The organism is Aminipila terrae (assembly GCF_010120715.1).
In the GTDB taxonomy this organism is placed as follows: Bacteria; Bacillota; Clostridia; order Peptostreptococcales; family Anaerovoracaceae; genus Aminipila; species Aminipila terrae.
The window spans coordinates 1548659-1571455 of the sequence record NZ_CP047591.1 but is presented as its reverse complement, the minus strand read 5'-3'; the positions used below and the strand labels follow the sequence as shown (position 1 = coordinate 1571455).

Here is a 22797-nt window from a genome sequence, read left to right as displayed (position 1 = left end):
TACTTATCTACTTTCCAAGACAAAATCTTGAAAATACTTCATCTATTATGCTTTCACTTACGGTTTCCCCTATTATTTCACCGAGAAACTCAAATGTTCTTTTCACATCAATTTCAATAAACTCAAGTGCTTCGCCCGACCGTACCATATTTATAGCATCGTCCAAAGCAGTCTTTGCAGAATTTAAAAGATTTGCATGACGTACATTTGTAATAAATGTGCTTCCGCTCTGTTTAACTTCCCCATTAAAAACTAAATCTTCAATTTTATTTTCAATTTCGTTAATTCCCTGTCCATTTTTTACAGCAGTTTTTATAAATAATGCCTTGGGCATCTTTTCCTGAAGTTTCTTTTCATTTAAAACCTGACCCAGATCAATTTTATTTATAAGCACTAAAGTTCTTCTATTTCCAATTACATTCATAATATTTTCATCTTCAATTGAAAGAGCCTGACTTCCATCTAAAATTAATATTACTAAATCAGCTTCATTAAAAGTTGCTTTGCTTTTTTCAATGCCTATTTTCTCTACCTTATCATCTGTATCGTGTATCCCGGCAGTATCAATAAGTTTTACCGGAATTTTTTTTATAGTTATATCTTCAACTATAGTATCTCTGGTGGTTCCAGGAATGTCAGTAACAATTGCCCTGTTTTCTTTTAACAAGGCATTCATAAGGGAAGATTTTCCCACATTGGGCTTACCTACTATTGCAACTTTAAATCCCTCTTTTATAATACGCCCAGTATCAGCCGATCTTATTAAATTTTGAATCATATCGTCTATTTGCAATAAATTATTTAATAATTTATCATAAGTTATTTCTTCTATATCTTCATCTGGATAATCAATATTTACCGTTATATTTACTAGTTCATCCATCAGTAAATTTCTAATCTGTTCTATCACATCTGATAAAGTTCCTTCCAATTGACCTAAAGCCACATCAAAACTTTTATCACTTTTTGCTTTTATTAAATCTATAACTGCTTCAGCCTGAGTCAAATCCAACCTTCCGTTTAAAAAAGCTCGTTTGGTGAATTCTCCAGGTTCAGCCATTCTTGCCCCGCTTCTCAGAACAAGTTCTAAAACTTTTCGGAGAGATACGATACTTCCATGACAATTAATTTCTACCACATCTTCTTTAGTATAGGTATAGGGTGCTTTCATATATACAGCCAATACCTCGTCTAAAACCTGATTAGTACTATAATCAATAATATGTCCATAGGTTAATCGTCTATTAACTATAGACTCTCCAATAGTAACACCAACAGAATCAGGCTCATACTTATCTGTTATTACACTATTATTAATATGTTTTCTCATTGGCTGAAAAACCTTATTTAAAATCAATAAAGCATCCTCACCACTTATTCTGATTATTCCTATTCCGCCTTCACCATAGGCGGTAGCAACTGCTGCTATTGTATCTTCCATAATTAATCACCATCAATTTAAATTGTTTTCTAATATACTCATCCGTAAAAACTACTGATGAATTATTAAAAGAAAAAATAGCCCTACTGGGCTATTTTTTTATTTCATTTCTATGATAACCCTTCTATAAGGTTCTTCACCTTCACTTCTAGTAGTGATTTTAGGGTTGCCCTGAAGAGTTGCATGAATAATCTTTCTTTCATAAGGATTCATTGGTTCAAGCCTTACACTCTTCCTTGTTCTAACAACCTTGTCTGCCAGTCTGCTTGCCAGCTGTTCCAAAGTCTTTTCTCTTTTTGCTCTGTAATTTTCAGCATCAACAACAACTCTCTTATATTTTTCATCATCTTTGTTTACAACAAGACGAGTTAAATATTGGATAGCATCAAGAGTCTGTCCTCTTTTTCCGATAACAGTTCCTGAATCTTTGCCATTGATATCAATATATATACTATTTTCATTTTCCGCTGCAGTAACTGTAACTTCAATTCCCATTTTTTCAGTTACATCTTTAAGAAAATCTAAAGCAGGAGAACTTTCAACAGGCGTTAAATCATTAGGTCTTTCCGTCTTAATATTTTCCATATTATCGGGTTGTCTGACTGAATTCTTGTTCTCTTTAACTTCTTTAACTTCTTTATTTTCTTTTTTTTCTTTTTTTACAAATTCCTTTTTAGTAATCTCTTTATTTGAGTTACTTTGTACCTTTGTTATTGGAGTTTCCTTCACAACTTCCTTTGCAGGCTTTTGTTCAGCCTTTGCAGTTGCCTTCTTTTGAACTCTTACTTTGGCAAGTTTTGAACCTATGCCAAAAAAGCCTTTTGAAGATTCTTCCAATACAATTACATCAACTTCATCTATCGTAAGTTTTAAATCAATGAGGGCAAGTCTTATTGCTTCATCTTCATCCTTCCCCCACTTTTCAGCGTAATCCATATTAATTTCCCTTCAAATATATGCTTTTATTTCTTATGTTTTTTTTCTGATTTGCTCTTCATCTTTTTTCTTAATTTATTAAGTCTAAAGTTAAAACCAATCTGAACTAAAGTACCAAAGAACCAATAAATTGTAATGCCGGCTGGGAAAGATCTACCCATCCAAACAATCATTACTGGGAACAAGTACTTCATGATATTCATCATTGGACCCATCTGGTTATTTACATTACCCTGCTGAGTCTGAGTCTGACTAAAAGAAATAAAAGTGGTTATACCGGCTGCTATTGGAAGAATCCATAAGTCTGGCTGGCTCAAATCCATAATCCATAAGAATGATTCATGGATTGCCAATAGCATAGAATCACTTGATATATAAGCCATTGGATTTCTAAGTAAAGCAAAAAGTCCAAATATAATAGGCATCTGAATCACCATAGGTAAACATCCGCCCATAGGATTAAACTTTTCTTCTTTATAAAGTTCCATCATCTTTATATTGAGTGTTTCTTTATCGTTTGCGTACTTTCTTTGCAAAGCCTGTATCTTGGGTTGAATATCTGCCATACCAGCAGTTGATTTAATCTGCGCTGCATAAAGCGGATAGAGACAACCTTTTACAAGTATGGTGAAAATTATTAAGGTGATACCATAGTCGTTTAATAAACTATATATAAAACTTAATAACCAACCCAGAGGCACTGCAATAAAACCAATAATTGTTTGCATTAATTTCCTCCGCTACTTTAAAGGATCATAGCCACCAGGATTAAATGGATGACATTTTAAAATCCTCTTAATTCCAAGAAAACTACCCTTTATAACACCATATTTTTCAACTGCCTGAATAAAATATGCTGAACACGTAGGGTAAAACCGGCATGTTGGTGGAAATAAAGGTGAAATAAATTTCTGATATCCCTAATAAGTCCTATAACTATTCTTTTCAAATAGAACTCCTTTTTATACTTTTTTATTAATCCGGCCTTTTTTACAAGAGAACTTACACATTTATAAACCTCATGACATTTAACGTCTTTGATAGTATTTCTTGCAATAAAAATAATATCAAACCCGATTTTTACATCAGATTCAACTTGTCTAAAACTCTCTTTCATTAGTCTTCTTGCTCTGTTTCTTACTACGCTCTTTCCTACTTTTTACTTGCTAAAAATCCTATACGATTGTAATCCAGATTATTTTTTTTACAAAATAACACTACATATTTTCCACCGAAAGAATTTCCTCTGTTATATATAGCAGAAAAATCTTTTTTTTTGCGTAATACACCTTTTTTAAGCATTACATCACCATACAAGAGTATCCTGGTCAATCTTTAAAACAAAAAGACCACAGTTGCGGTCTCTATGCAGATAATTTCTGTCTTCCTCTTGCTCTTCTTCTTTTTAATACATTTCTACCGTTCTTTGTACTCATTCTTTTTCTAAAACCATGTTCTTTTGATCTTTGTCTTTTCTTTGGCTGATAAGTCTGTTTCATCTTTAAACACCTCCTTGCTTAATTCAATAATTCGGTTTTATACGCATCTAAATTTCAAGGCGTATTTTCACTTGCATGTCCTGTACATGCCATATCATTATACAGTCAGTCCCCAGCTGTGTCAATGATTTTAACAAGTTTACCAATAATATTACAAATTAATAAATATTTTTTTAGATATTTTTTATCTTAAAACCTATATCTAGTTGCTGATGTGAAAACTATGCACAATTTTGTCCACTATATGTGGATAAAATGCAGATTATTGAAAGTTCAACATAAAAAATTTAACTATTGCCTGTGGATAACTTAATTGTTATTATATATTTAGAACTTTATATTTCATTTTTAATTGATTAGTTATTTTTATATTACTAATCATTTTATATTTAATTTATTATATTTAATTTTTAATAAGGATGTAGATAAATGAGCAATATGAACGAAAATTGGAAAAAAACTTTGGAATTACTGGCTCCCGAACTAACAGAGGTAAGCTATAACACCTGGTTTTTACCTATAGTACCTTTAAAAATAGATGAACAAAATAATAAATTATATCTAAAACTTTTAAACGATATGAACTTAAATATCATGAAAAGCAGATATATGTCTATTCTGGAAAATGCTGTAGCTATTGCTTTTTCAAAAAAATATGACATAGAACTTACACTTGATGATATGGAGGAAGAAGAAACTGTAAATCATAAAAATGAGTATGACGATTCTTTTGTAAAACGTTTTCCAGATGAATATTATTTCAATCCCCGTTACAATTTCAATGCTTTTGTAGTAGGTAACAATAACAGATATGCACACGCTGCATCACTTGCAGTAGCAGAATCACCATCATGTGTATCTGCTAATCCTTCTGATTCCTACAATCCATTATTTTTGTATGGGGGATCAGGTTTGGGAAAAACTCATTTGATGCATGCTATTGGGCAATACATATTGATAAACTATCCCAAACTTAAAGTACTATATGTATCATCAGAAATGTTCACAAATGAACTTATAAAAGCAATCGGAGACAGAAAAACTCTTGAATTCAGAAATAAATACAGGAATATAGACGTATTGTTAATAGATGATATACAATTTATTGAAGGAAAAGATAGTACACAAGAAGAATTTTTCCACACTTTCAACACTTTATATGAAGCCAATAAACAAATTATTATTTCAAGTGACAGACCACCAGCGAAACTATTAAACATAGAAGAAAGACTAAGGTCCAGATTTCAATGGAACATGATTGCTGACATCCAGCCAGCAGATTATGAAAACCGAGTGGCCATACTAATGAAAAAGGCGGAACTTGAAAACATCAATATTGATGATAACCTGATGGATGTTATTGCACTCATTGCCGGGAAAATCAAATCAAATATCCGGGAACTGGAAGGAGCATTTTCAAGAGTTATCACTTTTTCAAATCTTATGAACAAGGAAATCAATTTATCTCTGGCAAAAGAAGTATTAAAAGATATCATCTCAAATACAGATGTTATCATAAATCCTGAAGTTATAAAAAAATATGTATGTAAACATTTTGACATAAAAATTGCAGATATAGAATCGGCAAAAAGAACTAGAGCTTTAGCTTTTCCAAGACAGATCGCCATGTATCTCTGCAGAGAAATGACAGATTTATCCCTTCCAAAAATAGGCGAAGCCTTTGGAAAAAGGGATCATACCACAGTAATGCATGGCTGTGAAAAAATTACCTCTGAAATGAAAATGAATGAATCTGTAAAAGAAGTAGTGGAAGCCATACAAAGAAATATAAATGAATGCAGAATCTAAGCTTCACCTAAATTATAAATATAAAAACTTATGCACAAAAATTCACTGATTGGTATCAAAAAATATACAAGTTATCAACAAAGTATCAACAGGCACAAATTCAGTAGTTTCAAGGCTTGAAGATAGTTATCAACAAATCCACAGCCCCTACTACTATTACTACTAAAAATATATTAAAAAGAATAAAGGAGTCGGCACATGAAATTTACCTGTAATCAGCAAATTTTATCTAAAGCTATAAATACTGTTTCAAAGGCTGTAACTAACAGAACTACTATTCCTATTCTTAAGGGTATTTTACTAAAAGCTGAAGATAATAAATTAACATTAACAGCATCTGATTTAGATTTAAGTATTGAAAAAGTCATAGATGCACACGTAAATGAAGAAGGACAGATTGTTGTCTTATCCCGCTTATTTGGTGAAATTATAAGAAAACTTCCAAATGAAGAAATAACCATAGAACTAAAAGAAGAAAATAATATTACTATAGAGTGTTCATCCTCACAGTTCAATATAGTATGTTTTCCTGCAGATGAGTTTCCAAACATAGGGGAAATAGAAGAGAAAAGTAAACTGGTTCTTAATAGAGAATTATTTAAAGAGATGATTAGAAAAACATCTTTTGCAGCAAGCTTAGATGAATCTAAAGGTGTAATAGTGGGTGTTCTCATTGAACTTGAAGAAAATTACCTGAACATGATTGCCTTAGATGGTTTCAGAATGGCTGTTGTTAAAGAAGAAATGAAGAATTATGAAGATAAAAGAATCATAATTGCTTCGAAAATCTTATCTGAAATAAGTAAAATTATCTCAGAAGTTGAAGATGAAGATGTTGGAATTATACTGGATAACAAAAAAGCGGTTGTTATGTTAGAAGGAACAAAAATAGTTTTAAGGCTTTTAGAAGGTGAATTTATAAAATATAAAGACATTGTTCCTAAAGAATGTAAAACCGTTGTTACTTTAAATCGTGGAGATTTACTTGAAAGTATTGAAAGAGCTTCTCTTTTTGCAAAAGAAGGTAAGAATAATCTTGTTAAACTTTCTATTGAAGGAAACAATATGACTATTACCTCCAGGTCAGAAGAGGGTAATGTTAAAGAAAATGTTATGATTTCAGTGGAAGGCGAAGGTCTTGATATAGGATTTAATTCAAAATATTTAATTGATGTTCTTAAAGTAATTGATGAGGATAATATAAAACTTGAATTAAATACCAGTGTAAGTCCTTGTTTAGTTAAACCAATAGACGGAAATCAGTTTGTATATTTAATACTGCCTGTCAGACTATCGGGAAATTAAAAAATTTCAGCTGTCATTTATGGCAGCTTTTGTTTAATACAAAGTAATATAAAAAGTGCAAGTTGATAAAGCTGGTTTATGGAGAATTGCATATGTACATAACAAAAGCGGAATTACAGGATTTTAGAAATTATGAAAATCTTGTAATAGAATTTCATCCCAATGTTAATTTAATACTTGGTAATAATGCCCAGGGAAAAACAAATCTCATTGAAGCTATTTATTTATCTTCTTTGGGAAAGTCTTTTCGTACTTCCAATGACTTTGAAATGATTAAATTCGGAAAAAAGTTCTTCCGAATAAAAATTGAGGCAGAAAAAAAAGATGAAGATGTCTGTGTTGAAATGGCAGTAAGTAAAGAAAGCAAGGCTGTAAAATTAAATGGTCATAAAATCAGAAAAATTTCAGAGCTTCTTGAAAGTATTTACATTGTTGTATTTTCTCCGGAAGATTTAAAAATTGTTAAAGAAGAACCGGAAAAAAGACGAAAATTTATAGACAGAGAACTTTGTCAGATAAAACCTGTGTATTTTAATAATATATCAAAATATAAAAAAGTATTGCTTCAAAGAAATGCCATGTTAAAAGAAAATTCTCCTAAAATAACTTTGTTGGAAATATGGAATCAGGAATTATGTGAATATGGGGCCAAGATTATAACCCATAGGGCTGAGTTTGTAAAAAAAATAGATAAAATCAGCAGTGAAATTCATAAAAATATTACCAACGGCAGGGAAAAGCTGCATGTTCAGTATGAATCAAATGTTCCTTTTATGAAAAATTTAGAAGATCAGAAGTCCTTATTCTTGGAAAAAATAAATGAAAATCTGGAAAAGGATTTATTGAGAAGAAGCACAAGCGTGGGGCCTCATCGGGATGACTTAAAAATAACCATAAATGGGATAGATATACGTAAATATGGATCACAGGGGCAGCAGAGAACAGCTGCATTATCATTAAAATTAGCAGAAATAATGCTGATAAAAGATGAAACTGAGGAAGATTGTATATTGTTATTAGACGATGTTTTATCAGAATTAGATGAGGAACGCCAAAATTATCTCATTAACTCACTTTCAGGAATCCAGCTTTTTATAACATCAGCAGAGTTATCAGAAAAAGTAAAAAGTACACTGCCTGAAGGTAAAAGATTTTATGTGGAGAATGGAAAAATAAAGGAGGCAGAATAATGAAATTAATAGCTTTCGTAATAGCAAATATAATTTTCTGGACCATTATTTTTTATTTCTTTTTTAAAAAAAATTATGAAAAAAAGCAGTCTTATAAAAGTAAAAATAAGAATAAATTAAAAAAAATGTAAGGGGTATTATGAAAAAAAGGTTTTTTTATATTATCTTATTATTAATTTCCTTGATTTTATTTTTAAATGTTAAACCTGTAAGCTTTGAAAAAGTTGTTTCAGATAAAGAGCCAACATATGTCTACGCAGATAATATAAATATTATACAGGGGGAAGATCCATATAAGCTTAAAGAAACTTCAAGTAAAAAACAAAAGCTATTATGGGATAATTTTTATGAACAATTTTTAAATTATAAATATTTGAAAAGCTCTAATGCATCACTAAGTAATAATCAAATTGAAATTTACGTTACATATGGAGAAGTATTAGTGAAAATAGTTGTCGATGAAAAAAACAGAATAATAGTGGATGATGGTAATAGAGTAAAAGAATATGTTACCTTTGGAAAAAAAGAAAATTTATATAAAGATTTATTAAAATTTATATGAGCAAGTTTTAAGTCAAATACAAAAGATAGTTGATTAATGTTTTAAAAATAAATTAACACACCTTATAGAATAATATTAATTTAAAAGCCCTAAACACTCGATTTAAGGCTTTTAAAATGCTTTTTTTAAAATATAAATCCAAAAGTATAAAAAATATTGTAAAAACGGAAGTTTTAAGGTATACTAGATTAGTTATATTGTATCTAAAATTTGGCAACAATATTTTTATATAGTAATAATTTTAAGGACAGAATGATTATATTTGCTAAAAAACAGTGAATATGATTTATTTGTGTCCATAGAACAGGAGAAGTTAAATTGAGTACAGAAGTAAAGAATCAACAGTATGATGCTGCCCAGATACAAGTTCTGGAAGGTCTTGAAGCTGTAAGAAAAAGACCGGGCATGTATATAGGCAGTACTGGTCCAAGAGGCCTTCATCACCTGGTTTACGAAGTTGTAGACAACAGCGTGGATGAGGCTTTAGCTGGTTTCTGCAAGACTATTAACATTACAATTAATGCAGATAACTCCATCACTGTAGAAGATGATGGCAGAGGTATGCCTGTGGACGCACACCCTAAACTTGGTATTCCTGCAGTCGAAGTAATTCATACAGTGCTTCATGCCGGTGGTAAGTTTGGAGGCGGAGGATATAAAGTATCCGGTGGTCTTCATGGGGTAGGTGCTTCTGTAGTAAATGCACTTTCTACTGAAATGGAAGTAGAAATAAAAAGAAACGGAAAAATATATAAACAGATTTATAGTAAGGGCAAAACTACCATGCCTCTTACTGTTATAGGAGAATCAAGACATACAGGTTCAAAGTCAACTTTCTGGCCAGATCCTGATATTTTTGATGATGTAACATATGATTATCCTACCTTGGAACACAGACTGAGAGAAATGGCTTTCTTAAACAAGGGTATTAAAATTACGCTTAAAGACGACAGAGAAGGTCAGAAAAAAGAACAAGTTTTTCATTATGAAGGCGGAATCAAGGAATTTGTAATACATCAAAATAAAAATAAAGAAGCTATTCACAGTGAAGTTATCTATTTTGAACTGATAAAAAATAATTTAGAAGTTGAAGTAGCTATGCAGTATACAGATAGTTACAGTGAACTGATTCTTTCTTATGCAAATAACATAAATACCACGGAAGGTGGTACTCACATGGTAGGTTTTAAGTCTGCACTTACCAGAGTAATCAATGACTATGCAAAAAAGAACAAAATATTAAAAGAAAATGATGATACCCTTTCAGGAGAAGATGTAAGAGAAGGTCTTACCGCTATTATTTCTGTTAAACTTACAGAACCACAGTTTGAAGGTCAGACAAAGACAAAACTGGGAAACAGTGAAATGAGAGGGTTTGTTGAAACTTCAACTAATGAGAACTTAACAGCGTTTTTGGAAGAGCACCCTAACGAAGCAAGGATTATCATTGATAAGTGTCTTCGTGCAGCACGGGCAAGAGAAGCTGCAAGAAAGGCAAGAGATATAACAAGAAGAAAAGGTGTACTGGATGGTATATCACTTCCAGGAAAACTTGCCGACTGTTCAGAAAAAAATCCAGCTTTGTCAGAAGTATTTTTAGTCGAAGGAGATTCAGCCGGAGGCAGTGCAAAGCAGGGAAGAGACAGAAAAAGACAGGCGGTACTTCCTCTTCGTGGTAAAATATTAAATGTTGAAAAAGCCAGACTTGATAAGATATTAAATTCTGAAGAAATTAAAAATATGATTACAGCATTTGGCTGTGGTATTGGACAGGATTTTAATATTGAAAAGTTAAGATATCATAAAATAATAATTATGACCGATGCCGATGTTGATGGTGCGCATATCAGAACGCTTCTGTTGACATTCTTCTATAGATACATGACTCCACTTATTGAAGGTGGGTTTGTTTATGCTGCCCAGCCACCACTTTTCCAGACAAAAAAGGGCAAGGAAGTATATTATACTTATGGTGAAAAAGAACAGGAAAGACTTATGGCCAGTCTTTCAGACAAACCTGGAAAGGCTGATATTCAAAGATATAAGGGTCTTGGAGAAATGGACTTTAATCAGTTATGGGAAACCACAATGGATTATAATCACAGGACATTAATACAGATAACTCTTGAAGATTCTGCGGCTGCAGATGAAATTTTTACAACTCTTATGGGAGACAAAGTTCCTCCAAGAAAGAGATTTATTGAAGAAAATGCGCAATATGCAAAGATAGATATTTAAGAAGTAGGAGGAAATTAAGATTATGAATTTATTAGAAGATTCAAAGCTGATACAGCATGAGATTCATGACGAAATGAAAAACTCCTATATAGACTATTCCATGAGCGTTATTGTAGGAAGAGCACTTCCGGATGTTCGTGATGGTCTGAAGCCTGTACACAGAAGAATACTTTATGGAATGAGTGAACTGGGAGTTACTCCGGATAAACCGCATAAAAAATCTGCACGTATCGTCGGTGAAGTAATGGGTAAATATCACCCTCATGGTGACAGTTCAATTTATGATGCCATGGTTAGAATGGCTCAGGATTTTTCAACCAGATATTTACTTGTAGATGGACATGGTAACTTTGGTTCCGTGGATGGGGATGGCGCTGCGGCCATGCGTTATACGGAAGCCAGAATGACTCCATTTGCATTGCAGATGCTTAGGGATATTGACAAGGAAACTGTTGATTTCATGCCTAACTTTGATGAAGAAGAGCAGGAACCAGTAGTACTTCCTTCAAGATTTCCAAATTTATTAGTAAATGGTTCCAACGGTATTGCCGTTGGTATGGCCACATCAATTCCGCCTCATAATTTGAGAGAAGTAATCGATGCTGCTGTTTATATGATCGACAATGACAATGCTGATATTGAAGATTTAATTAAGATAGTTAAAGGCCCTGATTTCCCAACGGGTGCTACCATTATGGGAAAGAACAGTGCAAAAGAAGCATATAGAACGGGTCAGGGAAAAGTTCTTGTAAGAGCAACAACAGAATTTGAAGAAACAAACAAAGGTAAACAGCAGATTATTGTAACTGAAATTCCTTATCAGGTAAATAAAGCAAGACTTATTGAAAAAATTGCTGATCTGGTAAAGGAAAAGAAGATTGAAGGTATTTCTGATATCCGTGATGAATCAAACAGACAGGGTATGAGAATAGTTATAGAACTTAAAAGAGATGCCAACCCACAGATTACCTTAAACAGACTTTTCAAACATACTCAGCTTCAGGAAAGTTACAGTATGATTATGATTGCGCTGGTAAACGGTCAGCCTAAGACATTGACTCTTTATGAAATTTTAGATGAATATTTAAAGCATCAGAAAGAAGTTGTTACAAGAAGAACTATTTTTGACAAGAAAAAGGCTGAGGCAAGAGCTCATATTTTAGAAGGTTTACGAATAGCTCTTGATAATATTGATGAAATCATTAAGATTATCAGATCAAGTTATAACGATGCAAAAGAAAAATTAATTGAACGTTTTGGACTTTCTGAAATCCAGGCACAGGCAATTCTTGATATGAGACTTGCCAGATTGCAGGGACTGGAAAGAGAAAAAATTGAAAGTGAATACGAAGAATTAATGAAGAAGATTGCATATTATAACCAGCTGTTAGCAGATGAAAAAATGCTGATGGGTGTTGTTAAGGATGAACTTCTTGAAATTAAAGATAAATGGGGAGATGACAGAAGAACAAAAATTGTTGCTGATATTTCCGAATTGGATGAAGAAGATTTAATCGAAGAAGAAAATGTTGCTATAACATTGACGCATCTTGGATATTTAAAGCGTGTATCAGTTGATAATTATAAAACCCAGAAACGGGGAGGAAAAGGTATCACTGGATTGACAACCAGGGAAAATGACTTTGTTAAGGACATGATTATGACTTCAACTCATGATACTTTAATGTTCTTTACAAATACTGGTAAAGCCCATAAACTCAAGGCTTATGAAATACCAGAAGCAGGAAGAACTGCAAAAGGTATGCCGGCTGTAAACTTCCTGAATTTAATGCAGAGAGAAAGAATTACGGCAGTTATTCCTATCAAGGAATTTGCTGAAGATAAATTTTTAATTGCTGTCACTAAGCACGGTACTATAAAGAAGACTCCACTTTCTCAATTTGATACAAATAGAAAGACAGGTCTTATTGCTATCAGCCTTAAAGACGGTGACGAACTTATCGGAATAAATCAAACCACAGGAAGAAACAATGTCATTATTGTGACAAAACAGGGTAAATGCATCTGCTTCTCTGAGGAAGATGTAAGAAGCATGGGTAGAATTGCCGGTGGCGTAAGAGCTATAAAACTTGAGCCAGATGATGAAGTAGTATCAATGGAACTGGTAGAGTCTAATGAAGAACTTCTGGTTGTTACAAAAAATGGTTACGGCAAGAGAACCCCTGTAGAAGATTATAAAGTTCAGGTCAGAGGCGGCAAAGGTCTGTTAACTTATGACAAGGCAAAGTTCAAGAAAACTGGTGAGCTTATTGGAGCTATGGTTGTAAATGAGGATGATGAAATCATGCTGATTAATTCAGACGGTATCATAATCCGAATCAGAGCTGGTGAAGTTTCAAGACTTGGAAGGGCTACTCAGGGAGTTAAGATCATGAGAGTAGATGATGACGCAAATATTATTGCTATGGCTAAGGTTATTAAAGAAGACGATGTCGACGAAAAAGAAGATGACCAGGATAAAATTGAAGAATCATCACAGATTGAAATAAAAACAGAATAATGATAAGGGAATCGCTGTGAACGGCGGTTCCCAATTCCTATATCAAGGAGATAATAAGAAAAATGGCAGATTGTATTAAATTTACAGTTACGGGAAAACCGGAATATATTAAAGTTGTTAGGATGGGTATTGCTGCGCTTGCAAGTAATGCTGGTTTTGACGTGGAAGCTGTGGATGACATAAAGCTTGCTGTAGATGAAGCATGCAAGGCTATTACGTGTCATGGATTTAATTCATGGACAAACATGTATGAGGTGACCTGCGAACTTCATGAAGATAAAATGGTCATTTTTGTTACCGATGTTGGTAACGGAAGAGATTTGAAAAAAGAATACAGACCATGTAAGAATTGTCCTCAGGATGGCGATTTAGCAATGGTTCTTATTAAAACACTTATGGATCAAGTAGAAATTAAAACTGTATATGATGAACAGAAAAGTATAGTAATGGTGAAGAATAAATGATGAACCAAGAAGCATTTTTACAGTACAGACAAAGCAGAAGTGTTGATATAAGGAATCAATTAGTGGAAGCTTATCTGTATATGGTGGAAATTCTCATAAGAAAATATATGAATAAGGGTGTAGATTATGATGATCTTTATCAGGTAGGTGCAATGGCTCTTGTTTCTGCAGTTGACCGTTTTGATCCTGATAGAGGTTTCGAATTTTCCAGTTTTGCCACACCTACAATCCTTGGAGAAATCAAAAAGTATTTCAGAGATAAGGAATGGAGTGTAAAGGTTCCCCGGAGAACAAAGGAGATAAGCCTGAAAATTCCGGCAGCAAAGGAAGAACTTACTGAAAAATTGGGCAGAACGCCTACAGTGGATGAACTGGCGGCACATCTTAATTTATCTAACGAAGAAATAATTGAGGCAGTGGAAAGTGGAAAGGCATATGCAACATATTCATTAAATCAGGCTGCTGACCCAGAAGAGATGGTAACTTTCGACAAGTTTGCGTCCATAGAGGAAAAAGGGTACAGTAGTATTGAGGATTTTGAAGTTATTAAAGCAGTGTTTAAAACTTTAAAAGATAAAGAAAAAATAGTTTTCAGACTTCGATATTTAGAAAATAAAACTCAGGCAGAAATAGCAGAGATTTTAGGTGTATCGCAGATGACGATATCAAGGGCAGAAAAAAATATAAGAAAAAAATTTCACGAGGAGCTGAATCGTTAAACGGAGGAAATCAGATGAAAAGAGTTTTTTCGGGTGTGCAGCCCACAGGAAATATACACATAGGCAACTATTTGGGAGCATTAAGACAGTTTGTTGAACTTCAAAATGAAAATGACTGCATTTATTGCATAGTTGACATGCATTCCATAACAGTGCCGCAGGATCCAAGGGAGCTTAGAAAACATACCCTTGATGTGGCTGCTTTATATATGGCAATAGGGGTTGATCCTAAAAAAGCTACTGTATTTGTGCAGTCTGATGTTCCTGGACATGCTGAATTATCATGGGTTTTAACCTGCAGCTCATATACAGGCGAACTATCCAGAATGACTCAGTTTAAAGACAAAAGCAAGGGGAAAGAATCAGCACCTACAGGTTTATTTTCATACCCAGTTTTAATGGCAGCTGATATTTTATTGTATGATTCCAATGTTGTTCCTGTAGGTAATGACCAGAAACAGCATATTGAGTTGTGCAGGGATCTGGCAATCAGGGTAAATAATAAATATGGGGAAACCTTTGTAATTCCTGAAGGAAGATTCCTGAAGGAAGGTGCCAGAATAATGGCATTAGATGATCCTGCAAGTAAAATGAGTAAAAGTGCGGAGAATCCTTTAAGCAGGATTTCACTTCTTGATGATGAATCTAAAATCAAAAAGTCCATTATGAAATCTACAACAGATTCAGAAGGAACTATCCGTTTTGATATTGCCAACAAGCCAGGAGTAAGTAATTTAATTAATATTTATAGTTCATTTTCAGGTATGTCCGTAGAAGAAATTGAGAAAAAGTATGATGGCTGCGGATATGGTGAGTTTAAGAAGGACTTAGTACAAGTAACTTCTGAATCACTAAAACCAATAAGAGAAAGATTTGAAGATATCAGAAATTCAGATGAGTTAATCAGAATATTAAAAGATGGCGCAGAAAAAGCAAATGCTATTTCAGAAAAAACTATGGCCAGAGTAAAAGACAGATTTGGCCTTGGAATTGGTAAATAAAAATGGATATATTGAAAAAAGATATTAATTGGAAAAGAGTCTTAATTGACTATACGATGATAACTTTAGGACTGTTTTTAGTGGCAACTGGCGTATACTTTTTTAAAATGCCAAATAATTTTTCTACAGGTGGTGTCAGTGGTATATCTATCCTGCTGGCAGCAGTAGTGCCTATATCAAAGGCAACTTTAATGGCAATAATAAATATGCTGTTGCTGGTTGTAGGCTTTATATTTTTAGGGACTTCCTTTGGAGTAAGAACTTTATATGGTTCTGTGGTACTTTCGTTCTTTGTTAAGTTCTTTGAAGATATAATTCCATTGAGTAAGCCCATGACCGACCAACCATTAATGGAACTGGTTTTTGCTGTCATTCTTCCTGCTGTAGGTTCAGCTATTCTTTTTAACTATTCAGCCAGCAGTGGAGGAACGGATATCATAGCCATGATTTTAAAAAAATACACGGCTTTAGATATTGGAAAAGCTTTATTCTGTACGGATGCACTCATTGCAGTAACCAGCGGTATTATGTTTGGAGTAACCACAGGTTTGTTTTCAGTGCTGGGGCTTTTGTCAAAAGCTGTTGTTGTAGATAATGTCATGGAAGGTATTAATATTTCTAAATGCTTTACCATTATTACAGATAAGCCAGATGAAGTAAGCGAGTTTATTCATAGTATAGGCAGAGGCGCTACAAAACATGATTGTGTTGGTACATATGATAACAAAGAAAGATTTGTAGTTATGTCTGTGGTTAATCGTGCACAGGCAAAACAACTTAGAGATTATATAAAACAAAATGATGAACATGCCTTTGTGATTATAACAAATTCAAGTAATATACTGGGTAAAGGGTTTAGAACCCCTATGTAAAATACACCTTCGTGTCAGGAATAATAAAAAATTTTATATACCTTATAAATTCCTTATATTTAGCCTTCATACTATAAAAAAGTATGGAGGCTTTTTTATGAGTAATATATTAGAAACAAAACAACTTTGTAAAAAGTATAAGAATCAAAAAGTAAACAATAAAATATCACTTAAAGTGAAAGAAAAATCTATTTATGGTCTGCTTGGACCAAATGGTGCAGGAAAGTCTACTCTGTTAAAAATGATAACAGGAATGATTATGCCCACATCTGGAGAAATCCTGTTTAATGAAAAACCTATTGAAAGAAAAGATCTTGCATATATAGGGTCTTTAATTGAATCTGCGCCACTTTATGAGAATTTAACTGCAAGGCAGAATTTGAAAGTAAGGACTTTAATGTACGGTTTACCAGACCAGCGCATTGATGAAGTATTAAAAATCGTAAATCTTACAAACACAGGCAAGAAAAAGGCCGGAAATTTTTCTATGGGGATGAAACAACGGCTAGGCATTGCCATAGCTCTGCTGAATAAGCCTAAACTCTTAATTTTAGATGAGCCTGCAAACGGACTTGATCCCATAGGAATAAATGATTTAAGAAACTTAATACATTCTTTTCCCGAACAAGGTATTTCTGTTATTGTTTCAAGCCACATTCTATCAGAAATTGAGCAGACAGCAGATCACATCGGAATCATAGTGAATGGAAAGCTTTTGTATCAGGACGAGCTGTCAAAGACAGAAAATCTTGAAAGTTTGTTTATGGATATTGTGAGAAAAGAAGGTGATTTTTATGCTTAACTATATAAAATCAGAATTCTTAAAACAAAAATATACATTTAACAATAAAATTATATGGGTTACATCTTTGGCTGCAATAGTAATATCTTTATTGTTAATGCCATCGTCCTATACACAGACCTTTACATATAATTGCTGGTATATTACTTTTTTACCCTTTACATTTGCTTTCATTTCAGCATCTATAGTAAGGAAAGATGTAAAATACAATTATCATGGGCTATTTGGAGTTGCAACAGACAAAAAACAATTATGGTATGCAAAAATAATTACAGGTACTTTATACCTGTTTTTTGCCTGTATAATATTTTTTATAGAAATGGCTATATGTGGAATAGTTTTTATTGAAAAAATTAGTATTGCTAATAATTTACTTGCCAGCGTGTTAATATTTATTACATTTGCATGGCAAGTGCCGTTTTTTATGATTGTCTCCCAAAAAACAAATTTATTTGTCTCTGTATTTTTAAGTATGGTATGTAATATTGCAATTAGTTGTGTTTTTGCAGTGAAGAGCTGCTGGTGGATTCCTTTTTCCATCCCTGCAAGGCTTATGTGCCCTGTTATTCATGTTATGCCAAATGCTTTACCCGTAGAGCAGAACAGCATTTATGAGAATCCGGATGTTATTTTACCAGGGGTAATCATCACAGTTATATTGTTTTTTGCCGTATCTTTTATTACAACTAAAATATTTGAAAAGCAGGAGGTGTAGGTAATATGAATAATTTTACTCATTGTATTCAGTCGAGCTTTTATAAAGTATTACATTCCAGAATTTTGTGGCTGCATATAATAGTGCCAGTTCTTGGAATCAGTGTGTTTGGGGGATATTTTTCATATTCACCATGGGGGGAGAATGATAAAATATTTGGATTTATTCAGGCAGTAATTGTAGCTTTTCCATTGATGATTGCAATTGCTGTATCCATGTTAGATGAACAGGAGGCAAATGCCGGCAATTATCATGGAATACTGGCTGCACCTTATTCAAAGATTATTTCTCATATAGGAAATTTTATAGCAATTTCAGTTTTAGGATTATGTGCAAGTATTTTTACAGTCTTTGGTTTTGGGATTATATTTCATTTAATGGGATATACAGCATATCCTATAACTTTATTTTTAAAATTATCTCTTTTAGTTTTTGCTTTAAATTTTGGAGTATACATTATACAATATATGATAAGTTTTGCTTTTGGAAAGGGAATATCTCTGGGCTTTGGTATAATGGGAACTTTGCTCAGCTGTTTACTATATTATGGGTTAGCGGATGGGTTCTGGCAGTATATACCTTTCGGATGGGGGATAAGGATTTCAGCCTATTATTTATTTAAAGTAACAAATCCACAGGCTTTCAACACTGTTATGCTTGATTACAGAGCTGGATCTTTAACTATGATTATAATGACAGTAGTTTTTATGGTATGCTTTGTTATATGGAGTAAAAACTGGCAGGGGCAGAGATATAAGTCAGAATAACAATAAGTAACATAGAAAGGGGCCGGAAGATTGGCTAATATACTTGCAATTGATGATGATAATGAAATATTAGAGATAATAAGAAATTCCCTTAAAAAAGATAATCATAAAGTTGATACTTTAAATTCTCTTGAAGATATAGATATGAAAAATATCTTAACCTATGATTTAATTTTACTGGATGTTATGATGCCAAAGGCAGATGGTTTTACTTTTTGTAAAGATATTCGCAATAACGTAGACTGCCCGATTATTTTTATAACTGCCAGAACTATGGAAACTGATTTGATTGAAGGGTTTGCAGCAGGTGCAGATGATTACATAAAAAAACCTTTTAGTCTGTCAGAGTTAAGATCCAGGGTGAAAGCACACATAAGGCGAGAATGCCGAGAGTATCATCAGAGAATCTTGTCAGAAGGCTTTCGATTTGATATATCAGAAAAACAAGTTTATCTTCATGACAATTTAATCAGGCTGACTAAAAGTGAGTATGAAATTTGTGAGTTTTTAATTAGAAATAAGGGGCAGGTTTTTTCACTTGAACAGATACTTGAAAGGGTGTTTGGGTTTAATTCAGAAAGTGATGGTAGTGCAATACGTGAACACATAAAGAATATAAGGGCAAAGCTTTCCAAAAAAGGTGTAAATCCTATAGAGACAGTCTGGGGGATAGGGTATAAATGGAATTAAAGAGAAATAAACAAAATACTCTATTCTGGCTTTTTTTAAAACAGCTTATATTATGCGGAATTTACATTTTAATGTTGATTTTTACATATGTATTTTGTTTGGGATTGGTTTAAATAGTGGTATTATATTACGAGCTGATTATTCTGCCCATATGCTGGAACAGAACTATGAGGTTATGTCAAAAAGTGAACCTTTTGATGAAAAGCTGATCCCCTTCACCTGTACCTATGGATTATTTGATCATGATAAAAAATATTTGAGTGGAAATTTAGATGAAGAATCAAAAAAAGATGCGGTAATATATTTAAAAAATCCTAAGTCAGCTGAAAAACAATATTTTTGTGTTGAACGAAAAAATGGATACTGTATTGTTAATTATGATGTAAAGGCACACTTTGCGTCGCATTTTTGGCATAAGCTTTTTCCAAACCTGGAAGCTATAATTCTCATTTCCTTTATTATATTTTTCATTACTATTTTAATTTTATCTTCCTTATCTTTTGGAAAAAAATTAAAAAAGGAACTAAGACCATTACTGGAACAAGTAGAACAAATTCAGAAAAGGGAATTAAGTTTTGAAATTAAATATAGTAAGGTTAAAGAATTTAATGATGTTATATTCTCCCTTGACCATATGAAAACGGCTTTATCACAGTCTTTAAAAAAACAGTGGGAAGCAGAACAAGAACGGAAATTTCATATTGCAGCATTAGCACATGACATTAAAACTCCCCTAACAATAATTAAAGGGAATGCTGAATTGATAAAGGAGGAAAATGTTTTATCAGAAATTTATCATCATGCAGATAGTATAAATAAAAGTTCAGATAAAATAGAACGATATATTAATTTACTTATTGAAGTAACTAAAAACAATACTGTTTTAGTTACTAAGCCGGAAACTATGAATTTGCAGGAATTTATCAATAAGATTATTGCTGAAAGTGAAAATCTGTGCAAAGCAGAAAATATTATATTATTATATGAAAAAGTGGAGTTTAATGTTGTAATTAAATTTGATAAGGATTTACTTCTGCGTGCAGTTCTTAATATTGTAAAAAATGCTATTGAGCATTCTTTTTCTGGCAGTAAGATAAATTTATATTTTAGTTGTTCTGATGATGAGTTCTGCGTGAAAATAGAGGATTTTGGAACCGGATTTACAGAAGAAGCTTTAAAAAATGCAAAAGAGCAATTTTATACAGAAAAAAAACAACGTGCCGAAGAGCATTATGGCCTTGGCCTGTATATAGCAGATTCGGTTGCTAAAAGCAATGGGGGGACCTTGGAATTGTATAATAAATCAGGACAACCTGGTGCAGTTGTAAGGCTTACTATACCTATTGATAGATTAAAAAAATAGAAAAGCCAGATATATGGGACCCAAAAGTGAAAAGAATGAGAACGGTTTTTATGGGATATAATAGTAAAATAACTTTATTGGAAGGTGACAATTATGGATTTTACTTTATGGCCTGAAACCGAACTGGGGCGATGGGCAGCAAGCCTTGGTATTACGGTTGTGATTTTTATATTGCTTAAAATCACATTTAATTTCCCCATTATGTGGTTTATTATTATAGTCCAAGCTTTGTCAGCATTAGTTCTTGCCATGATTACAATTCTCAAATATAAGGAAAAATCTATACTGGTTTTTTTATCAGTAGTTATAGGCATAATTACTTTTTTTAATATATAGATAGCACAATGAATGGAGATATGGATAAGGCAGGATTTTATTCTGAATTAAGTGGAAACAAAGCTATAGTTACACAGATTACAAATGCCGTAATTGGAAAGATAAAAGATATGCTGTTAGCTAGCTAAATCGTTTATAAATTTGTGACAAAAAACAAAAAATATGAAAAAAGGGTTGCAAAAGGTCAATATTATTGTTTTAATAGAAATTATAAAAACTAAAACAGAAGGATGGATTAAAATGTCAAATGTAACAAGAATTCAGGAAAATATGGATTTCATTAAAAGCATAGATACTGAAGTTGGCGAGGCAATTCAGAAGGAATATGATCGTCAGTGTAGAAATATTGAGCTTATTGCATCCGAAAACATAGTGAGTGCCGGTGTTATGGCAGCTATGGGTACGGTGCTTACCAATAAATATGCAGAAGGATATCCCGATAAACGTTATTACGGTGGATGCGAATGTGTAGATATCGCAGAAAAGCTTGCTATAAGCCGTGTTTGTGAACTATTTGGTTCAAAATTTGCTAATGTTCAACCACACTCAGGTGCTCAGGCAAATATGGCGGTTTATCAGGCACTTTGTAAGCCAGGAGATACAGTTTTAGGTATGAGCCTTGATAATGGCGGACATCTTACACATGGTTCCCCTGTAAACCAGTCTGGTTTACTTTATAATATCGTTCCATATAGCGTTGACAGTGAAACACATTGTATAAACTATGATGAAGTTCGTCGAATAGCTAAAGAATGCAAGCCTAAAATGATTATTGCCGGGGCATCTGCTTATCCTCGTGAAATCCGTTTTGATTTATTTGCTGATATTGCTAAGGAAGTAGGAGCATATTTCTTTGTTGATATGGCACATATAGCGGGTCTTGTTGCTGCAGGATTGCATATGAGTCCTGTTCCTTATGCTGATGTAGTAACAACAACTACTCATAAAACATTAAGAGGACCAAGAGGTGGAGCTATTCTTACAAATAGTGAGGAGCTGGCCAATAAACTTAACAAAGCTATATTCCCGGGAACTCAGGGTGGCCCTTTAATGCATATAATTTCTGCAAAGGCAGTCTGCTTTGGTGAGGCTTTAAAGCCTGAGTTTAAGGAATACCAGACTCAGGTTCTTAAAAATGCAAAGGCAATGGCCAATGCACTTATTAATAAAGGAATTGATTTAGTTTCTGGAGGAACGGATAATCATTTGATGCTTGTTGACTTAAGAAAAACTGACATAACAGGCAAGGAACTTCAGCATAGATTGGATGAAGTGTATATAACCGCTAATAAAAATACAGTTCCTAATGATCCTCAAAGTCCGTTTGTAACAAGCGGCGTTCGTCTTGGAACACCAGCCGTTACAACAAGAGGAATGAAAGAGGCTGAAATGGAAAAAATCGCAGAATTTATTGCTCTTGCCGTAACAGAGTTTGAAACAAAAGCTGATTATATAAGAAACGGCGTTGTTGAAATCTGCAAGGGTTTTCCGCTTTATTAAAATTTATTCCTTTTTATTTTATTAAAAAAAGAATGGGTGAAATAACAGTTGCATTTACTGGTATTTC

Annotated in this window: 21 protein-coding genes and 2 pseudogenes; 17 read left to right on the top strand and 6 right to left on the bottom strand. The window is 33.0% G+C overall.

Annotation, left to right across the window (positions count from 1 at the left end; translation table 11 throughout):
* Positions 1–7: 7 nt before the first annotated feature.
* The 6 genes and pseudogenes from mnmE to rpmH form a co-directional block, all read right to left on the bottom strand.
* Positions 8–1441: a tRNA uridine-5-carboxymethylaminomethyl(34) synthesis GTPase MnmE gene (gene mnmE / locus Ami3637_RS07510; RefSeq protein ID WP_162362035.1), complete on the bottom strand. Its 1434-nt coding sequence runs from the start codon at positions 1439–1441 to the stop codon at positions 8–10.
* Positions 1442–1540: 99 nt separating this feature from the next.
* Positions 1541–2377 carry an RNA-binding cell elongation regulator Jag/EloR gene (gene jag, locus Ami3637_RS07505; protein WP_162362034.1) on the bottom strand — a complete coding sequence of 279 codons (837 nt, stop codon included), beginning with the start codon at positions 2375–2377 and terminating at the stop codon, positions 1541–1543.
* Positions 2378–2403: 26 nt separating this feature from the next.
* The gene (locus Ami3637_RS07500) at positions 2404–3105 is read right to left on the bottom strand and encodes a YidC/Oxa1 family membrane protein insertase (RefSeq protein ID WP_202931101.1); all 702 of its coding nucleotides are present in this window, start codon (positions 3103–3105) and stop codon (positions 2404–2406) included.
* A gap of 12 nt (positions 3106–3117) precedes the next feature.
* Positions 3118–3353, bottom strand: a pseudogene (gene yidD, locus Ami3637_RS17390) (membrane protein insertion efficiency factor YidD).
* A 66-nt stretch (positions 3354–3419) separates the two neighbouring features.
* Positions 3420–3679: pseudogene (gene rnpA / locus Ami3637_RS17385) on the bottom strand (ribonuclease P protein component); the annotation flags it as partial.
* Positions 3680–3741: 62 nt separating this feature from the next.
* Positions 3742–3876 (bottom strand): 50S ribosomal protein L34, encoded by a 135-nt coding sequence (gene rpmH / locus Ami3637_RS07485; RefSeq protein ID WP_162362032.1) that lies wholly within the window; start codon positions 3874–3876, stop codon positions 3742–3744.
* Between the two features lie 429 nt (positions 3877–4305).
* Here rpmH and dnaA point away from each other — a divergent pair, with 429 nt between their 5' ends.
* From dnaA to glyA, 17 genes are all read left to right on the top strand, one after another.
* Positions 4306–5685: a chromosomal replication initiator protein DnaA gene (dnaA, locus tag Ami3637_RS07480; protein ID WP_162362031.1), complete on the top strand. Its 1380-nt coding sequence runs from the start codon at positions 4306–4308 to the stop codon at positions 5683–5685.
* Positions 5686–5883: 198 nt separating this feature from the next.
* A complete protein-coding gene (gene dnaN / locus Ami3637_RS07475) occupies positions 5884–6990 on the top strand; it encodes a DNA polymerase III subunit beta (protein WP_162362030.1) in 1107 nt (368 codons plus the stop codon).
* Positions 6991–7082: 92 nt separating this feature from the next.
* Positions 7083–8180, top strand: a complete 1098-nt coding sequence (gene recF / locus Ami3637_RS07470) for a DNA replication/repair protein RecF (protein WP_162362029.1) — start codon at positions 7083–7085, stop codon at positions 8178–8180.
* A 139-nt stretch (positions 8181–8319) separates the two neighbouring features.
* Entirely contained in the window at positions 8320–8742 is a 423-nt protein-coding gene (locus Ami3637_RS07465) for a hypothetical protein (RefSeq protein ID WP_162362028.1), read from the top strand.
* A gap of 318 nt (positions 8743–9060) precedes the next feature.
* Positions 9061–10980 carry a DNA topoisomerase (ATP-hydrolyzing) subunit B gene (gene gyrB, locus Ami3637_RS07460; protein ID WP_162362027.1) on the top strand — a complete coding sequence of 640 codons (1920 nt, stop codon included), beginning with the start codon at positions 9061–9063 and terminating at the stop codon, positions 10978–10980.
* A 22-nt stretch (positions 10981–11002) separates the two neighbouring features.
* Positions 11003–13501: a DNA gyrase subunit A gene (gene gyrA, locus Ami3637_RS07455; protein ID WP_162362026.1), complete on the top strand. Its 2499-nt coding sequence runs from the start codon at positions 11003–11005 to the stop codon at positions 13499–13501.
* Between the two features lie 62 nt (positions 13502–13563).
* Entirely contained in the window at positions 13564–13965 is a 402-nt protein-coding gene (locus Ami3637_RS07450; RefSeq protein WP_162362025.1) for an ATP-binding protein, read from the top strand.
* Positions 13962–14684 (top strand): SigB/SigF/SigG family RNA polymerase sigma factor, encoded by a 723-nt coding sequence (locus Ami3637_RS07445; protein WP_162362024.1) that lies wholly within the window; start codon positions 13962–13964, stop codon positions 14682–14684. The genes Ami3637_RS07450 and Ami3637_RS07445 overlap by 4 nt, the downstream gene beginning before the upstream one ends.
* Before the next feature lie 14 nt (positions 14685–14698).
* Positions 14699–15685 carry a tryptophan--tRNA ligase gene (gene trpS / locus Ami3637_RS07440; RefSeq protein WP_162362023.1) on the top strand — a complete coding sequence of 329 codons (987 nt, stop codon included), beginning with the start codon at positions 14699–14701 and terminating at the stop codon, positions 15683–15685.
* 2 nt (positions 15686–15687) lie between these two features.
* Positions 15688–16557 carry a YitT family protein gene (locus tag Ami3637_RS07435; protein WP_202931100.1) on the top strand — a complete coding sequence of 290 codons (870 nt, stop codon included), beginning with the start codon at positions 15688–15690 and terminating at the stop codon, positions 16555–16557.
* Between the two features lie 97 nt (positions 16558–16654).
* Complete coding sequence (locus Ami3637_RS07430) at positions 16655–17359, top strand: lantibiotic protection ABC transporter ATP-binding protein (protein WP_162362022.1); 705 nt, start codon at positions 16655–16657, stop codon at positions 17357–17359.
* Positions 17352–18074 (top strand): lantibiotic immunity ABC transporter MutE/EpiE family permease subunit, encoded by a 723-nt coding sequence (locus Ami3637_RS07425; RefSeq protein WP_162362021.1) that lies wholly within the window; start codon positions 17352–17354, stop codon positions 18072–18074. Before Ami3637_RS07430 ends, Ami3637_RS07425 begins: the two co-directional genes overlap by 8 nt.
* 5 nt (positions 18075–18079) lie before the next feature.
* Positions 18080–18841, top strand: coding sequence for a lantibiotic immunity ABC transporter MutG family permease subunit (locus Ami3637_RS07420; RefSeq protein ID WP_162362020.1), 762 nt, complete (start codon positions 18080–18082; stop codon positions 18839–18841).
* A 30-nt stretch (positions 18842–18871) separates the two neighbouring features.
* A complete protein-coding gene (locus Ami3637_RS07415) occupies positions 18872–19531 on the top strand; it encodes a response regulator transcription factor (RefSeq protein WP_162362019.1) in 660 nt (219 codons plus the stop codon).
* A 175-nt stretch (positions 19532–19706) separates the two neighbouring features.
* Positions 19707–20894 (top strand): sensor histidine kinase, encoded by a 1188-nt coding sequence (locus tag Ami3637_RS07410; protein ID WP_162362018.1) that lies wholly within the window; start codon positions 19707–19709, stop codon positions 20892–20894.
* A gap of 93 nt (positions 20895–20987) precedes the next feature.
* Positions 20988–21230 (top strand): hypothetical protein, encoded by a 243-nt coding sequence (locus Ami3637_RS07405; RefSeq protein WP_162362017.1) that lies wholly within the window; start codon positions 20988–20990, stop codon positions 21228–21230.
* Between the two features lie 270 nt (positions 21231–21500).
* The gene (gene glyA, locus Ami3637_RS07400; protein ID WP_162363697.1) at positions 21501–22730 is read left to right on the top strand and encodes a serine hydroxymethyltransferase; all 1230 of its coding nucleotides are present in this window, start codon (positions 21501–21503) and stop codon (positions 22728–22730) included.
* Positions 22731–22797: the final 67 nt, after the last annotated feature.

Bases quoted from the DNA above. Each gene is read 5' to 3' on its own strand.
- mnmE (WP_162362035.1), bottom strand. From the start codon at position 1,441: ATGGAAGATACAATAGCAGCAGTTGCTACCGCCTATGGTGAAGGCGGA.
- jag (WP_162362034.1), bottom strand. From the start codon at position 2,377: ATGGATTACGCTGAAAAGTGGGGGAAGGATGAAGATGAAGCAATAAGA.
- Ami3637_RS07500 (WP_202931101.1), bottom strand. From the start codon at position 3,105: ATGCAAACAATTATTGGTTTTATTGCAGTGCCTCTGGGTTGGTTATTA.
- rpmH (WP_162362032.1), bottom strand. From the start codon at position 3,876: ATGAAACAGACTTATCAGCCAAAGAAAAGACAAAGATCAAAAGAACAT.
- dnaA (WP_162362031.1), top strand. From the start codon at position 4,306: ATGAGCAATATGAACGAAAATTGGAAAAAAACTTTGGAATTACTGGCT.
- dnaN (WP_162362030.1), top strand. From the start codon at position 5,884: ATGAAATTTACCTGTAATCAGCAAATTTTATCTAAAGCTATAAATACT.
- recF (WP_162362029.1), top strand. From the start codon at position 7,083: ATGTACATAACAAAAGCGGAATTACAGGATTTTAGAAATTATGAAAAT.
- Ami3637_RS07465 (WP_162362028.1), top strand. From the start codon at position 8,320: ATGAAAAAAAGGTTTTTTTATATTATCTTATTATTAATTTCCTTGATT.
- gyrA (WP_162362026.1), top strand. From the start codon at position 11,003: ATGAATTTATTAGAAGATTCAAAGCTGATACAGCATGAGATTCATGAC.
- Ami3637_RS07450 (WP_162362025.1), top strand. From the start codon at position 13,564: ATGGCAGATTGTATTAAATTTACAGTTACGGGAAAACCGGAATATATT.
- Ami3637_RS07445 (WP_162362024.1), top strand. From the start codon at position 13,962: ATGATGAACCAAGAAGCATTTTTACAGTACAGACAAAGCAGAAGTGTT.
- trpS (WP_162362023.1), top strand. From the start codon at position 14,699: ATGAAAAGAGTTTTTTCGGGTGTGCAGCCCACAGGAAATATACACATA.
- Ami3637_RS07435 (WP_202931100.1), top strand. From the start codon at position 15,688: ATGGATATATTGAAAAAAGATATTAATTGGAAAAGAGTCTTAATTGAC.
- Ami3637_RS07430 (WP_162362022.1), top strand. From the start codon at position 16,655: ATGAGTAATATATTAGAAACAAAACAACTTTGTAAAAAGTATAAGAAT.
- Ami3637_RS07425 (WP_162362021.1), top strand. From the start codon at position 17,352: ATGCTTAACTATATAAAATCAGAATTCTTAAAACAAAAATATACATTT.
- Ami3637_RS07420 (WP_162362020.1), top strand. From the start codon at position 18,080: ATGAATAATTTTACTCATTGTATTCAGTCGAGCTTTTATAAAGTATTA.
- Ami3637_RS07410 (WP_162362018.1), top strand. From the start codon at position 19,707: ATGTCAAAAAGTGAACCTTTTGATGAAAAGCTGATCCCCTTCACCTGT.
- Ami3637_RS07405 (WP_162362017.1), top strand. From the start codon at position 20,988: ATGGATTTTACTTTATGGCCTGAAACCGAACTGGGGCGATGGGCAGCA.
- glyA (WP_162363697.1), top strand. From the start codon at position 21,501: ATGGATTTCATTAAAAGCATAGATACTGAAGTTGGCGAGGCAATTCAG.